At 46.8% G+C, this 15,608-nt stretch carries 12 protein-coding genes and 1 pseudogene; 4 read left to right on the forward strand and 9 right to left on the reverse strand.

Annotated features, from left to right (window positions below; genetic code table 11):
- Positions 1–71: 71 nt before the first annotated feature.
- Entirely contained in the window at positions 72–284 is a 213-nt protein-coding gene (locus QUA53_RS27120; protein WP_333100857.1) for a hypothetical protein, read from the reverse strand.
- A 21-nt stretch (positions 285–305) separates the two neighbouring features.
- A complete protein-coding gene (locus tag QUA53_RS27125) occupies positions 306–521 on the reverse strand; it encodes a DUF2892 domain-containing protein (RefSeq protein WP_333100859.1) in 216 nt (71 codons plus the stop codon).
- Positions 522–1,637: 1,116 nt separating this feature from the next.
- Here QUA53_RS27125 and psbA point away from each other — a divergent pair.
- Positions 1,638–2,720, forward strand: coding sequence for a photosystem II q(b) protein (gene psbA, locus QUA53_RS27130; RefSeq protein ID WP_333100860.1), 1,083 nt, complete (start codon positions 1,638–1,640; stop codon positions 2,718–2,720).
- A 146-nt stretch (positions 2,721–2,866) separates the two neighbouring features.
- Here psbA and hcp read toward each other — a convergent pair whose 3' ends face one another.
- The 4 genes from hcp to acsF all read right to left on the reverse strand — a co-directional run bounded on the left by hcp (position 2,867) and on the right by acsF (position 8,086).
- The gene (hcp, locus tag QUA53_RS27135) at positions 2,867–4,516 is read right to left on the reverse strand and encodes a hydroxylamine reductase (protein ID WP_333100861.1); all 1,650 of its coding nucleotides are present in this window, start codon (positions 4,514–4,516) and stop codon (positions 2,867–2,869) included.
- Between the two features lie 251 nt (positions 4,517–4,767).
- Positions 4,768–6,165 (reverse strand): oxygen-independent coproporphyrinogen III oxidase, encoded by a 1,398-nt coding sequence (hemN, locus tag QUA53_RS27140; RefSeq protein WP_333100862.1) that lies wholly within the window; start codon positions 6,163–6,165, stop codon positions 4,768–4,770.
- Positions 6,166–6,251: 86 nt separating this feature from the next.
- A complete protein-coding gene (locus QUA53_RS27145) occupies positions 6,252–6,998 on the reverse strand; it encodes a heme oxygenase (biliverdin-producing) (RefSeq protein WP_333100863.1) in 747 nt (248 codons plus the stop codon).
- Positions 6,999–7,009: 11 nt separating this feature from the next.
- The gene (gene acsF, locus QUA53_RS27150) at positions 7,010–8,086 is read right to left on the reverse strand and encodes a magnesium-protoporphyrin IX monomethyl ester (oxidative) cyclase (protein WP_333100864.1); all 1,077 of its coding nucleotides are present in this window, start codon (positions 8,084–8,086) and stop codon (positions 7,010–7,012) included.
- Positions 8,087–8,263: 177 nt separating this feature from the next.
- Here acsF and QUA53_RS27155 point away from each other — a divergent pair, with 177 nt between their 5' ends.
- The gene (locus QUA53_RS27155; protein WP_333100865.1) at positions 8,264–8,443 is read left to right on the forward strand and encodes a winged helix-turn-helix transcriptional regulator; all 180 of its coding nucleotides are present in this window, start codon (positions 8,264–8,266) and stop codon (positions 8,441–8,443) included.
- 224 nt (positions 8,444–8,667) lie between these two features.
- A pseudogene (locus tag QUA53_RS27160) lies at positions 8,668–8,904 on the forward strand (winged helix-turn-helix transcriptional regulator); the annotation flags it as partial.
- 112 nt (positions 8,905–9,016) lie between these two features.
- Here the strand turns inward: QUA53_RS27160 and QUA53_RS27165 are convergent.
- The 3 genes from QUA53_RS27165 to gcvH form a co-directional block, all read right to left on the reverse strand.
- Positions 9,017–10,705, reverse strand: a complete 1,689-nt coding sequence (locus QUA53_RS27165) for a glycoside hydrolase family 44 protein (protein ID WP_333100866.1) — start codon at positions 10,703–10,705, stop codon at positions 9,017–9,019.
- A gap of 173 nt (positions 10,706–10,878) precedes the next feature.
- Entirely contained in the window at positions 10,879–13,845 is a 2,967-nt protein-coding gene (gene gcvP / locus QUA53_RS27170) for an aminomethyl-transferring glycine dehydrogenase (RefSeq protein ID WP_333100867.1), read from the reverse strand.
- A gap of 311 nt (positions 13,846–14,156) precedes the next feature.
- Complete coding sequence (gcvH, locus tag QUA53_RS27175; protein ID WP_333067642.1) at positions 14,157–14,546, reverse strand: glycine cleavage system protein GcvH; 390 nt, start codon at positions 14,544–14,546, stop codon at positions 14,157–14,159.
- 59 nt (positions 14,547–14,605) lie between these two features.
- Between gcvH and QUA53_RS27180 the strand changes: the two genes are divergently transcribed.
- The gene (locus QUA53_RS27180; RefSeq protein WP_333100868.1) at positions 14,606–15,439 is read left to right on the forward strand and encodes an alpha/beta hydrolase; all 834 of its coding nucleotides are present in this window, start codon (positions 14,606–14,608) and stop codon (positions 15,437–15,439) included.
- Positions 15,440–15,608: the final 169 nt, after the last annotated feature.

The following is a 15,608-nucleotide window of genomic DNA, read 5'->3' on the forward strand; positions in this document are numbered from 1 at the left end:
CAGTTCATAAGCTAAAATTTAAGGTAGGTTAAAAAAATAAAATTATAACACATTTTCCTTGCTATGCAGGACTACCCTAAAATCTGGCTAGCCGGAATCAGATTCCCGTGAATATCTTTAGCCAGAAGCGAACCATCTTCACTCCCCTCTGCTGGCGGGACAAAGAATTTAGCGCCAGGATAAAGAGCCGCAGTAGCTGTGGCGGCGACAGCGGCTCCTGTGAGAAAGTTGAGTAGCTGCCTTCTGGACATTAAAGGATTGTCGAGTGGGATACTTTCTTCCATTTCTCATCTCCGGGTGCAGACTTAATGTTTTTGGGGATGCTGGCTTTTAGTATTAATGCCTAGCAAGCTATAGAGTGGACAAGTTCCAATTAAAGCTGTCAGAGCAGGAATAATCGAAATAATTGCCAATCCGATTCCTAATGCCGAACCTCCATAAACACCAAAGCCGAGGTAAAGTAGTACGCCTGCTAAACTAAAGTGGATGAGGCGATCGAGCATACCAACATTATTAAACATGGCGCTCCTCCTTGAGAGACTCGAAAAATTTTTACTTTTGAGTTGGTTCATCGGGTCGGTTGTGAATACGAAAAAACTCTTTTCTGATGTGCGATCGTTGTTCAAATAAGTCAGGATCTTGATGAGAATTGAGCAGGTAACGGAGATATCCACGCAAGACTTGCCAGTCTAGCAATACATGAACAACAGTTACGCATAGAGCAATAACACAAACAATAAAATGTACATCTCCCCCATTGGGATCTAGTTAAACTTAGGAACAAAGGTAGCCGCCCCGTTCCATATCCTTTGGGGGAAAACTCCAAAATAAAGCCAGTAATTGCTGCTAGACTCCAGACAACAAGCAACGTCAAAGCAATTGTTGCTCGAACATAAGTCAATAGATGAATTTTGCGCCTGCGTGCCATAGAGAACCTCCCAATCGCCTGGATATTTTTGCCAGCGATCGCTAATCAGAAAAAACAATCCACAATCTCCAATGGTCTTCTGGGTTCGACCTCAGTTTTTGACTGGTCATAAGGAATACTAATTCGATCTAACAAAGGCTCGATTGCCACAGCCTTAGCATTCAAATCGCAATCCTTAAACGGGTCATAACCGCCTTCAGGCGTGGGATGAGCTTAACTCAGGTTCGGTTCCACCACCATATAACCAACCATCTTACAGAGATCGACTCTGCCGACAAGATAGTTACCTTCAAGCCCCTATAGTTACGGCGAGTAAAAGATTGGGGACGGCTAATAGATTGAAGACATTCTGAAAAAAATGTTAAATTTTCGCGGGTACGATCGCAATGACTTATTAACTCATTCAACACTGATTTGGATGCACTACCGAGTTACTGATGCGGTCTAATGTTCTAGCGTTCTTTCGATGGGCAAAAAACAACATCGTAATATTTTTTTTAGAATTGTCTAAAGTTCAACATTTGAGCCAATGCTTTACCCCAAGCAACTATGAGACAGCACCGGTAACTGACTTGTAGACGAGAGAGGATTCAAGTAAAAATGTTTTGGCAGGAGCGCGAATTAAATAGCTTCAAAAAAAAAGCGATGTTATTTAATTCTTGTTTCTGAGCCAGATTACAATATCACTTTTCCTCATTTTTTTGAAATCATGACAGCTATCTTCAAACAGCGCGATCGCGCTAATGTTTGGGAGCGATTCTGCAACTGGATCACCAGTACAGAGAATCGAATTTATATTGGCTGGTTTGGAGTCCTCTTAATTCCGACAGCCCTAACCGCAGCCATTGTCTTTGTCCTCGCCATGATTGCGGCTCCCCCCGTGGATATCGACGGGTTGCGGGAACCTGTATCCGGTTCGCTGCTATACGGTAACAACATCATCACCGCGACGGTGGTTCCTAGCTCCAATGCCATTGGCTTGCACATTTACCCAATGTGGGAAGCCGCTTCCCTGGATGAATGGCTTTATAATGGCGGTCCCTGGCAACTAATCGTGTTCCATTTTCTGATTGCGATCTATGCCTACATGGGTCGGCAATGGGAACTGAGCTATCGGTTAGGAATGCGTCCCTGGATTGCAGTTGCCTACTCTGCTCCTGTGGCAGCAGCAACATCCGTGTTATTGATCTACCCGATCGGACAGGGCAGTTTCTCAGACGGTCTAATGCTGGGAATTTCTGGAACCTTTAACTTCATGATTGTGTTCTCTGCCGAGCACAATATTCTCATGCATCCCTTCCATATGTTGGGTGTAATAGGCGTGTTTGGGGGTGCGTTGTTTAGTGCCATGCACGGGTCTTTAGTAACCTCCAGTCTGGTGCGCGAAACGACCGAACAAGAGTCTCAAAACTATGGCTATAAATTTGGTCAAGAGGAGGAAACCTACAACATTAAGGCAGCCCACGGCTACTTTGGACGGCTGATCTTCCAGTATGCCAGTTTCAATAATTCCCGCGCTTTGCACTTTTTCCTGGCTGCCTGGCCCGTAGTCGGAATTTGGTTTGCCGCACTGGGAATTAGCACCATGTCTTTCAACCTGAATGGACTCAATTTCAATAATTCCATCCTAGACAGCCAGGGACGACCGATTGCCACCTGGGCAGATATCCTCAACCGTGCCAATCTAGGGATTGAGGTCATGCACGAGCGCAATGCCCATAACTTCCCCCTGGATTTAGCTTCAGCAGAAGCTCAACCGATCGCCCTAGTGACTCCTGCCATTAAGAGCTAAGCGGTTGAACGACAAGTTTTCTATAAGTGCAATAGCACCCCATAAGGGGTGCTATTGCACTTTAGAAGAGATATAAATGGCAAAGATCGCGGCTACACCAACAAAGCCCCAAAGGTTGCCCAAGGTGTGAATACTAGGAATCAAGATCAGCTCAAGCAAGCTGCCAGATCGGCATCAGGGGTGGTAATGGGCTGCAAGTTATATTGCTCCGATAGGAGCTTGAATACATTGGGAGAAATAAACGCCGGTAATGTCGGCCCTAGGCGAATGTTTTTAATCCCCAAATGCAAGAGAGTTAGCAAGACGGCTACTGCCTTCTGTTCGTACCAGGACAGAATCATGGACAGGGGTATATCGTTGACACCTACCTCCAAGGCATTGGCTAGGGCTACAGCAATCTGAATCGCGGAGTAGGCATCGTTGCACTGACCAACATCCATCAGGCGGGGTAGTCCGTCAATGTCGCCCATTTGTCGATCGAAGAACCGAAACTTGCCGCAAGCTAGGGTTAGCACGACACAATCATCAGGCACTTTTTCTACGAACTCGGTGTAGTAGTTGCGATCGGGTTTGGCTCCATCACAGCCCCCCACCAGGAAGAAATGGCGAATTTTACGCTGTTTCACAGCCTCAATGATTTTATCTGCCACCCCCAGGACTGTATTGTGGGCAAAACCAACTGTGACTTCCCTGGGCGGTGCATCTTCAGTAAAGCCGGGAAGTGCCAGTGCTTTCTCAATAACGGCAGTAAAATCGGGTGTGCCATTGTCGATCGCACTCAAGTTAATAATGCCGGGATAGCCGACGGGGCCAACGCTAAAGAGTTTATCTTCATAATAGGAATGGGTTGGCATTAAGCAGTTGGTCGTAATCACGATCGCACCGGGGAACTTGGCAAAATCCTTGGTTTGGTTCTGCCAAGCAGTGCCGTAGTGACCGTAGAGATGGGGGTAATGCTGTTTGAGTTTGGGATAACCGTGGGCGGGCAGAAGTTCGCCGTGGGTGTAAACCGTAATTCCAGTGGCTGCGGTTTGCTTCAGTATGGCTTCGAGTTGTTTGATGTCATGTCCTGAAACCAGAATCGCCTTCCCTGGGCGTGGATTGAGGGGAACAGGCGTGGGAATAGGATGTCCGTAGGTACTGGTATGTCCGGCATCCAACAGTTCCATCGATCGCAGATTAATGCCTCCCACCTCAAGAGCAAGATTCACCCACTCCTGCAAGCCCAAGGTTTGGTTATCGAGAGCGACAAGTGCCTCGTAAATGAAACGATACACCCGCTCGTCTTCCTGGCCAACTTCGTAGGCGTGGAAGGTGTAGGAGGCAAGACCCTTAACCCCATATAGCACTGTGAGTTTGAGTGAGAAAATATCCACATTCGAGGCAGACTGACTGAGGAACTGGAGGGAAATCTGCTCACCCTGCTCAACCAGGCTGTCGTCAAAGTTGGGTTCCCAGTTGGAAATTTCCGACCAAGTAGGTGGAGTGTCACTTGCTTGCTGCACTTGAGCCTTGAGGTTGGCGCGATGGGCGATCGCTTCCTGGAGATACTCAACAAACCGCTTTTCCGAAAAGTTGACATTCGTCATCGTCGCAAAAATCGCTTCGCAGGTGAAGACATCCACTGCATGGGTATCAATGTCTAATTCCTTTGCTTTCAGGGCAATCGGAGCCAACCCGCGCAGATAATAAATCAGCAGATCTTGGATAGCATTCACCTGGGGACTTTTCCCACAAGCACCAAACTGATGGCATCCTTGTCCGCTTGCTGTTTGTTCGCATTGTTCACAGAACATTAATTTTTCCTTGTTGAATTGGTTATAATTTACGCAACAACTCGGTTATGAAAGTATTTATCCGTCCCTAACTATGTTAACAAATCTGAGTTAACAACTCTGACAAGCGAATTTCCAAGGTGGTACAAGCCCCCGGATTTATCCGTGGAATCAATCCCAAATCTCAAATCGAAAATCCTCAATCCCCCGCATTTATCCGTGGGGTCAATCTAAAATCTAAAATCTAAAATCTAAAATTGATTGACGATGATTCATAGGGACTTGGAAAACCGTTTGCTTGAGTGGGGGATGAGATAGCTATCAAACACCGATGCAATATTCCGAATTAGCAAGCGCCCGATCGCAGTTACTTCAATCCCATCGCCCCAACGTTTGATTAACCCATCAGCTTCTAAGGCATCGAGTTGGAGAAGTTCCTTGGCGAAATAGTCATTGAAATCGAGATCGAAGCCGAGATGGTATTTTTCTTCCAAATCTTGCGCCGACAGTTGGAATTGACACATCAATTCCATGATGACCGTGCGCCGAATCAGATCGTCCTGGTTGAGTCGAACGCCTTTTTCGATCGCTAATTCACCCGCATCGATCGCCCGATAAAAGTCTTTTAATCCCTTGTGGTTTTGGGTATATACATCCTGCAACATACTGATGGAAGTCATGCCAAAGCCCAACAGATCCGATTCGGGCTTAGTGGTATAACCCTGAAAATTCCGATGGAGTTGACCCGCTTGTTGGGCGATTGCTAATTCATCATTGGGCTTGGCAAAGTGATCCATGCCAATAAACACATAGCCATTTTGCGTCAGTTGGGCGATCGTACTTTGCAGAATTTTCAGCTTTTCGCCAGCAGTCGGCAAAGCAGATTCCGGCATCCGTTTCTGAATCGGTTTGAGCCAGGGAACATAGGCAAAATTAAAGACGGCAATGCGATCGGGATTTAATTGCAAGGTCTTCTGTACCGTTTCCTGGAATGTTGCTTGTGTCTGGAAAGGTAAGCCGTAAATCAAATCCACATTGACACTTTCAAACCCTGCTTCCCGAATCCAATCCATCACATCAAACAACATCGCTTCCGGCTGCACCCGATTGATTGCTTGCTGCACGGTGGGATTAAAATCCTGAATACCAAAGCTAATCCGATTGAAGCCTAATTGTCGCAGAAATAGAATGTATTCGCGATTGATATAGCTAGGATTGACTTCGATCGATATTTCTGCCGCGTCATCGAACCGAAAATATCGATTTAACTGGTTCCAGAGACACTCTACCTGACTTCGATCGAGATAGTTGGGCGTGCCGCCGCCCCAGTGCAACTGATGCACCAGCCGATCGGCATCCACCAAACTGGCAACTTGGCGAATTTGGCGAGCGAGATAGCCTAAATAGGGTTCTGCTACCTCTTTGCGCTGGGTAATGATGGTATTGCAGCCGCAGAAATAACAGGGCGTTTCACAAAAGGGGATGTGGCAGTAAAGCGATAAGGGGGTTTGTTTGTGATTGCCGACGGCGATCGCGGTTTTAAATGCGTTGCGATCGAAGTCAGTGCTTAATTCTGTGGCGGGCGGATAGCTGGTATAGCGAGGTAAAGGCTGGTTGTATTTATTCAACAATGCAGCATCAAATTCAACCGTTTGTGATAAGTGTTTCATTAACTGATGTGTCCTTCTGTTGTTGTGTAGATTCAGAACTCCGGCATATTTTAGAGATACGATCGATCTTGTTTTCGTGGGGCGAGTTATTTAGCGACAGATTCTCGCTGGGCACCATGAGAGTGGCGTTCTGTGCTGCCGGGGCGATCTTGCCGAGTTAGCAAATCAAAGGTATGGTCTCCAATCGCCGCTTTTACATCGGCTTCGAGTTCGTGCATCACATCCCGGTTGAGGGCAAATGCCGTATTTGCTTCTGCGACAATTCGCTCGATCGTGTCAGCATCCACCGGAAACTCATCCAGGGTTTGGCGATAGCGTTCCTTAAATACTCGCCTTGCTTCTGGTGTCGAGATTTGGGAAAATTCATAGAAATTTGTTCCTCGATCCGGCGGCAGAGACAACGCCGATCGAATCACGTTTTTCAAGCTTTGTCCGCCGGATAAATCACCCATGTAGCGGGTGTAGGCATGGGCAATCAGCAGGACTGGATCGGTTTTTGAGAGGGTTTGAATGCGATCGCGATACACACAACCCGCTGGCGAAGCCGTAATTTCCTCCAGCCAATTTTCACCGTAATAAAAAGCTAGATCGCAAGCCAGATTCTCAGTGCGATTTAACTCAGGGAAATAGAGGGTTCCGATAATCGGGTGGTTGACATGGCTCTGCAAAGCCGTTTCTAGGGCGCTGTAAACAAAGTACAAATCGGCAAATAGTTTACGCAAAGGTTCCCGTTCCACAATGCCTTTCATAAAGCATTTCATAAATGCCGTATTTTCGGCTGTGGTGTGGGATTGCATCGTGCCTTCTCGGAGGCGTGTCGATAGATTAGTCATGGCAATATCTCCTAATTAATAGCGGTTCTGGACGATTCAGCATTAATCGAGGGCAGTAAATAAAGGCGCAACAACTGCCAGACAATCACAGCAATCCAGGGTAATTTTTGGCAAAATTGGATGGCGGCAGGGCGCTGGTTACTTGAGATTTCTGCTAGCTTCTGATTGGCGATCGCGCATCGGTCCAAACGGGGAAAGAATTCTGGATGGTGAGTATCTAAAATACTGGGAAACGCCCGTTTTGCTGTTTCATTGGTGTGATGAATCACCTGCTTGTTATATTCATCGGGGTCGATGCCGATCGAGTCATAAAATGTGGAGCGTTCCAACACCGTCATTGTGTGAGTGGCAAACACCGTCAGTAGGAAAAAGCGCGCCCAGAGTCTGGCCTTCCAGCTATTCCAAAGCTTAGGCTGCGATCGCAACAATGCCTTAAAGAAATCCCCATGCCGATTTTCGTCTTGGCACCAATTCTCGAAGTAGCGAAACAGGGGATAGATTTGATGTTCGGGATGTTGTTCGAGATGGCGATACACCAAAATATAGCGCCAGTAGCCAATTTTTTCCGACAGATAAACAGTATAAATTACCCATTCTGGAGGGAAGAATGTGTAGGTACGATTTTTTGTTAAATAGCCCAGATCGAGAGACAACCCAAAATCGGTCATCGCCTTATTCAAGAAACCGGCATGGCGCGCTTCATCCCGTGCCAGTAGGTTAAAGGCTTCAGATAACAACGGTTGGCGATTCTTGAGTTTGCGGGAGAGTTCTTTGAACAACAGAAAACCCGAAAATTCTGAGGTACAGGAACGCTCTAGAAAGTCAATAAATGCCTTTCGCGTTTCGCCATCAATGTTGTCCCAGGATTGATCAAACTCCTGATTGCGGACAAAATGGTGGCGGTTATAGTCCGCACGCAATTCTGCTACAACTGCTTCTAATTCTGCTTGTTGCCCGGACAGATCCATTTCGGCAACGGCATCAAAATTGGTGGTGTAAAAGCGGGGTGTTAACAGGGTTTCTTGAACGGGTGCTTTAATGCCGGATGGCAGACCAGCAGACTCCGATTTACTAATTGAACTGACCATAGGAGTGGAGAGTGGATTGTTCGGAATTGATGACTGTGCACCACATTGCCTTAATCCGCGATCGCCCACAAGTCAGTTACCAGTGGTATCCTATAGTTACTTGAGGTAAAGTATTGAAGCCAATCGGACGTTTGAGCCATTTCTAAAGAAATATGGAAATTATCGTGAAGGGAGTTTATGGTGGAAGCAAGTCAGTGCGTAGAGGTTAAATGTCCGATTCAATTTGTGCTGGATTTGTTGGACAATAAATGGTCAATTTTGGTTCTACGCGAACTGTTTGGAGGCGCGAGGCGTCCCCACGAATTACTCGCGGCACTTCCTGGCATCAGCACCAAAACCCCATTGGTAACAAGTTAAGCTAAGAAAGCATTTGTCAATCAGCAATTATGCTCAACATTTACTCGGATTTTGGGCATAAAACTGAGATTTGGGCGATCGAGGAATCCTGCCGAGGGTGATATTTATACCTACTCCCTCTCAAATCGTGAATTTTCCACTCCTCAAAAAGCAGTTTTTTTGAGTAATATTACTGATTGACAAATGCAATTAAGTTTTAACTTGTCACCAATGCCAAAACCCTCACCCAACGCCTACGAGAGTTGGAATCTCAAGGGTTAGTCGATCGGCGTGTTTATGCCGAGATTCCGCCCCGTGTCGAATATTCCCTCACGCCCAAGGGTCGCCAAATTCAACCGGTGATGGCAGCCCTGCATCAAGTAGGATCGCAGTGGCTGGGACAGGAGAGTTGTATTTGTCCACTAACACACTCGGATGCTGAGGACGATCGCATGGACGCTTCAGGTCTAATTTCAGATTAAAAATGTCAGAATTATTCATCTCTCTCTTCTCTTCCTCAGTGTCCTCTGCGTCCTCTGCGGTTTAATCATTTCGGTTCTGGCGGGTGAATTCCGTGGGTTAAGTTAAGTCCCCCTAAGAATTAGCCTTGGGAATAGCCACCAAAGTCATAGAATTAGCTGGGTAAGTTGCCGGGAATCCAGTATCACTGACACCTAAATCGGTCTGACGGACGATCGCCTGCAAATTCGCCTCGCTGTAAGTGTAAAATTGAGCTTTACCCGCAGGTTTAAATCCTTTCAAACTCAAGTTGCTGGTCAAATTTTGGCTGGTTTTATTAATAATTACCAGCGTCAGAGTACCATCACTGGTACGATCGGCTCCGTAGATTGACAAAAGTCCCTGATCTTGACTAAGCGATCGCACCCAAGTGTCGCCATACTTACCGCCTTTTCCGTCGTAATTCATGTACATTCGGAAAGCATAAGCACCCGGTTCCGAAGACTTCGGAGGCCCCCACAGCGTCGCTAAATCGAGTTGTTCACGCCCAAAAATTCCCAGTACGTCGGCTTGCGCTAAGGCCCCGTTTATCGACTCTAAACCGCCCCAATTGTATTCAGTAATGGCGACTTTTGTACCTGGATAATCCTGTTTTACCCACTCTCGAAACCGGGGAATAATTGTTATGGGCGGATTGTATTTTCCTATCCAACTTTCATCAGTATAGGTAGCATCCCACAGAGAACGAGTCGATCGCAGTCGCAGCGCTTGGGTGTTGGCATCGCCGGCGGGACAATTGGCCAAACAGGTATTGTCTGCCGCAGGATAGTAGTGTTCGTCGAAATAGTCGAGAATCCGAACACCTTTTTGCTTTTCATAAGCGCGCATTTGTTGCAAGTACCACCGCGCAAACCAGACACCGCCGTGTTTTTCGCGATCGCCTTTTACCAGAGAATCCACATAGACAGGCCAGCCAAAATCCGACGGCCCGAGTACCTTAGCAGTGGGATCTGTAGCTTTTACCATTGAGGCGTATTGGTAAGTGCGATCGCGCAATTCATCGTAACTCGTCGGTTCTGGATGAACATCGCGGTGAGTATTTCCCCAGCCGCTTGGTTCGTTGTCCATTTGATAAATTTGCACGCCGCCGTTAGCAGCAGTACCGTGGGTTTTAACTAAGTGTTGAACCCAAGCTTGTTGAAAAGCTGGGTCGCTAATAATACTGACATCAAGGCGATTATTATCAGTTATCAAAGTGCCGTCGGGACGCTTACCGTTGCCGCACTTATCGCCTTCTGGAAAAATGTAGGGGTTTGTTTTTTCTTGCGGGCCGTATTTGGATACTCGAAAACCGCAGTTCCAAGTGCTAAATTTATTTACATAGCCAATCATCGGAATAGTAACGATGCTTTTGCTGCCGTTTTGCCGGTTGGTTTTGACAATTTTATCTATAGAATCGCCGGGAACAGGATTTTTATTGTCGCCGCCACCGACGAAAAAGAAGTCATCGCCGCTGTTGGAAGAATCGACTAACCAGTTGTAGCGGCTGGTGTGATTAGCCCCCCAGCGTTCCACCGGAATTCGCAATTCTTGGGCGAGGGCCGGATCGATCGCGAAATCGTTCATACCGTAGATGTCGGGGCTGATGGAATGGCGATCGGCTGTAACATCAACAGACAAAGCTGGGCCGATAGTTTGGGCGATCGCCATTGTGATGTAAGCTGGTGTTGCTACCACCCCAAAAGTAGCCAAAACACCTAACAATAATAGGGTAATCCAACGCGGTTTATTTTTGCGAACAAGCCACAAAAATCGTCTCTTCATTTTTTATTTTACTTGGGACTTTTTTGATTCTTGTATTACATTGTTTGGCGCGCATTTATCTAGGTTAATAAGCTGTTCTACCTTTATATTTAACTTTTTGGGCGGGATAGAAGCACCCCACAAGCGTATATGTGTAAGGAACCCATAGCCCACCCAGAGAGAGTTATTTAACCTTAAGTGTAAGCCTCCATTGGTAAGCAAGAACAGACAAAATTGCGATCGCCAAACGCATTATCTATCCGGCCCACCGCCGGCCAAAACTTATGTTCGCGAGTCCAAGAGGCCGGATAAGCCGCTTGCGCGCGAGTATAAGGACGATTCCACTCATCTACCATCAGAGATTCTGCGGTGTGCGGCGCATTTTTTAAGACGTTATTTTGCGCGTCAACATTACCTTTTTCAATCTCCGCAATTTCGCCTCGAATCGCAATCATCGCATCGCAAAAACGGTCTAATTCCTGCTTCGATTCGCTTTCCGTCGGTTCCACCATTACCGTACCAGCAACCGGCCAAGAAACCGTCGGCGCGTGATAGCCGTAATCCATCAACCGTTTAGCGATATCTTCGACTTCAATAGCCGCCGATTTTTTGAGCGATCGCAAATCCAGAATGCACTCGTGCGCCACTAAACCAGCTTTCCCTTTGTACAAAACTGGATAATAAGATTCTAACCGTTGGGCAATGTAATTAGCATTAAGAATTGCTACTTTTGTCGCCTCAGTTAAACCCACTCCTCCCATCATCCGAATGTACATCCAAGAAATAGTCAAAATGCTAGCACTTCCCCAAGGCGCGGCGGAAACAGCACCAACTGTTGACTGTTGACTGTTAACTGTCAACTGTTGACTGTTGACTGTTGACTGTTGACTGTTAAGAATAGAATGACTGGGCAAAAATTCTACCAAATGAGACATTACCCCAATCGGGCCCATTCCCGGCCCGCCACCACCGTGAGGAATACAGAAAGTTTTGTGCAAATTCAAGTGGCAAACATCAGCACCAAAATCACCGGGGCGGCACAAACCAACTTGAGCATTCATATTTGCGCCGTCCATATAAACTTGTCCGCCGCAGTTGTGGACAATATCGCAAATTTCTTTAATTTCTTCCTCAAAAACGCCGTGAGTTGATGGATATGTCACCATCAAAGCCGCCAGTTCATTTTTGTGCTTCTCGGCTTTTTTATGTAAATCTGCGACATCAATATTACCCTGAGAATCGCACTCAACAGCAACTACTTTCATCCCCGCCATCACCGCGCTAGCCGGATTTGTACCGTGGGCTGACTGGGGAATCAAACAGATATTTCGGTGAGATTCGCCTCGGTGTTCGTGGTATTGGCGAATAACTAACAAACCCGCGTATTCGCCTTGGGAACCAGCGTTTGGCTGCAAAGAAATTCCCGCAAAACCTGTGATTTCTGCCAGCCACTGTTCTAGTTGCACGAACATCTTTTGATAGCCGCGAGTTTGATCGCGGGGTGCAAAGGGATGTATCTTGCCAAATTCCCCCCAAGTCACCGGCATCATCTCTGCTGTTGCATTCAATTTCATTGTGCAAGAACCCAAGGGAATCATCGATGTATTTAGCGATAAATCCTTGGCTTCTAAACGGTGCAAATAGCGCAAAAGTTCAGTTTCTGAATGGTAGCTGTTGAAAACTGGATGACCGAGATAGCTGCTGGTGCGATCGCAAAAATCTGGTAAGGTCAGATATAAGCTCAATGCGTCTGCATCCAGCGGAATTTTTAGAGCATTCTCCCCGTCAGCCCTGATATAATCTTTATCCTGTGCAAAAATTTTCCACAACTCTTGCACATCTTCAACGGTGACAGTTTCATCTAAAGTTATTCCCACTGTCGAATCATCGAAAACTCGGAGATTAATTTTGCGAGCTTTAGCAGCTTCTAGAAGTTCTGACAGCGGTTTATCTCCCAATTCTACCCGCAAAGTATCGAAGAAAGGTTGAGAACCAATTTTGTATCCGAAACTTCTTAAACCGGATGCCAAAAGTGCCGTTAAACTCCATACTTTCTCAGCAATATCTTTGAGTCCAGACGGGCCGTGATAAACAGCATACATACTTGCCATCACTGCCAGCAAAACTTGAGCAGTACAAATATTGCTGGTTGCTTTTTCGCGGCGGATGTGCTGTTCGCGAGTTTGCAAAGCCAAACGTAAAGCAGATTTGCCGTTGGCATCTTTAGAAACGCCAACAATTCGCCCCGGAACTTGCCGTTTAAACTCTTCTCGCGTGGCGAAATAGGCGGCGTGGGGCCCTCCGAATCCCATCGGCACTCCGAAGCGCTGAGTGCTTCCTACGGCTATATCCGCGCCGAATTCGCCGGGGGGTTTGAGCAAGCAAAGGCTCAATATGTCGGCGGCTACTGTGACTAATGCGCCGACTTCGTGTGCCGATCGAATAAAATCCGTATAGTCGTAAATTGCGCCGTCTGTGGCGGGGTATTGCAGGAGAGCGCCGAAGATTGTACGATCGAACTCAAAGCTTTGATGGTCACCGACAATTACCTCAATTCCCAACGGCTTAGCGCGAGTTTGCACCACTTCAATAGTTTGAGGGTGGCAATCTTGGGAAACAAAAAACGCTTTTGCCCCCTTCTTGCTGGCGCCGTAACTCACCGCCATCGCTTCCGCCGCCGCTGTCCCTTCATCCAGCAAAGAAGCGTTGGCAATTTCCAAACCAGTGAGGTCAATTATCATGGTTTGGAAGTTCAGTAAAGCTTCCAATCGCCCTTGAGCAATTTCGGCTTGGTAGGGAGTGTAAGCTGTATACCAGCCGGGATTTTCTAGGATATTCCGCTGGATGACCGGGGGAGTGATGCAGTCGTGATATCCAGTGCCGATGTACGATCGAAATACCTGATTTTTTGCAGCAATTTCCTTCAATTCTGCCAAAGCGCTGTACTCGCTTTGCGCTGCGGGAAGTTGTAGCGGTTGAGAAATGCGAATCGCCGCTGGAACCGTTTTGTCAATCAACTCATCGAGGCTGGAAATGCCCAAAACATTGAGCATTTGCTGGATTTCGCTGCGTGTCGGGCCAATGTGCCGCCCCGCAAAACCATTGATGGAGGAAAGGTTTTGCTGCTGGTTGGGTTCAAGTTGAGGGCTGTAGAGTACCAAGGCGGATTCTCCTGAATAGACTTTTGCTTCTTTGTTTGTAACATTTTGCTAAGAAAACCAGGAAGATTTTCTGCCTCTATCAAAGTCCGACAGTCTGACAGGGGTTGAAACCCCTGTCAGATAGCTAAAGTCGTCGGTCGCCGACTTTAGATTAAGGCGCACTTATCGCCACTCCCCGCGCAACTGGTTAGTATTTCAGTCGTCTAAAGACGACTTGTCCTAAAAGCCCCGTGGGTTTCAACCCCTGGCGGATTGTGGAGGAATCAACGAGCCCTATGCCCAAATTCCCACTCAAAACTCCCAACTCAAAACTATTCCCCTTCGACCATTTGGCGATACTTCTCGGCGGATAAAGCGTCATCGACTTCGCTGGTGTTGTCAACGCGCACTTTCAGCAGCCACCCGTCCCTGTAGGGGTCTTCGGCCAAATTTTCGGGAGACTCTACAATGTCATCATTGCGTTCTACGACGATACCGGTAACTGGTGCTTTCAAGTCTTCAACCGCTTTCACTGATTCGACTGTACCGAAAGCTTCGCCCTTTTCCAATCCTGCACCGACTTCGGGTAAATCTAGAAACACGATATCGCCGAGTTGGTCAACTGCAAAGGCACTAATGCCGATGGTGGCAATTTCGCCTTCGAGTCGGATGTATTCGTGGGTGTCTAGGTATTTCAAGTCATCGGGGTATGTTAGTGCCATGTCTTTTCTCGCAATAAAAAAGTATTAGTTAAATCTTATTCAACTATGAGCCTTTAGTGATGGCTAACTCGCACAAAAAAAATATCAAACGCTTGCTTTTCGGAGAATTTTCTGTCAAACGACTTATGCGCTCTATAATTTTTATTTACGCATTTCTGTGTTTTTACGGTTTCTTTTTTTCAGAACGGCTAATTTTTCAACCTCCGCCATCTAGCCAGAGGGATAGCAGGGAATTTATCAAAGTTAGCTCAGCTAATGGCGTGAAAATTTCTGCTGTTCATTTTCCTAACTCGCAAGCTAAATATACCATACTTTACAGTCACGGAAATGCGGAAGACTTGGACGGCATTTTGTGGCTACTCAGAGAGATTCGAGATAGCGGGTTTGCTGTGTTTGGCTATGATTATCAAGGTTACGGCACGAGTCAGGGAAATCCTTCTGAGTATAATACTTATGGTGATATTGATGCTGTTTACAATTATTTAACGCAACAGTTGGGAGTACCTGCAAAGCAAATTATTCTTTACGGGCGTTCTGTGGGGGGTGGGCCGGCAATTGATTTGGCTTCCCGGCAAAAAGTGGGCGGTTTGGTGGTTGAAAGTTCCTTTGTTTCGGCTTTTCGGGTGTTGACGCGGATTCCGATTTTACCCTTTGATAAGTTTGTGAATATTGATAAAATTGGCAAAGTGCGATCGCCTGTCTTGGTGATTCATGGTAAGGCTGATGAGGTGGTTCATTTTTGGCATGGAGAGCAGTTGTTTGCAGTGGCGAAGCAGCCGAAATTGAATTTTTGGGTTGATGGGGCCGGTCATAATGATTTGATGGATGTGGCGGGCGATCGCTATGCTGCAACTTTGCGACAATTTGCTAAGCTAGTAGATGAGTCTTCTTGACCAAGATGAGCAACGGGCTAGAAGCCCGTTCCACAAAACATACACTTATACTTTATTGTGAACCGTCGCTATGACCAAAGACCCTGAATTAAGGGTTAGGGTCGAGAGAAGATATTACTATCCTCTCCCTCCCATTCGGAACCGTGCTTGCAACTTTCACTGCACACGG

Source organism: Microcoleus sp. Pol12B3 (assembly GCF_036701355.1).
Taxonomy (GTDB): domain Bacteria; phylum Cyanobacteriota; class Cyanobacteriia; order Cyanobacteriales; family Microcoleaceae; genus Microcoleus.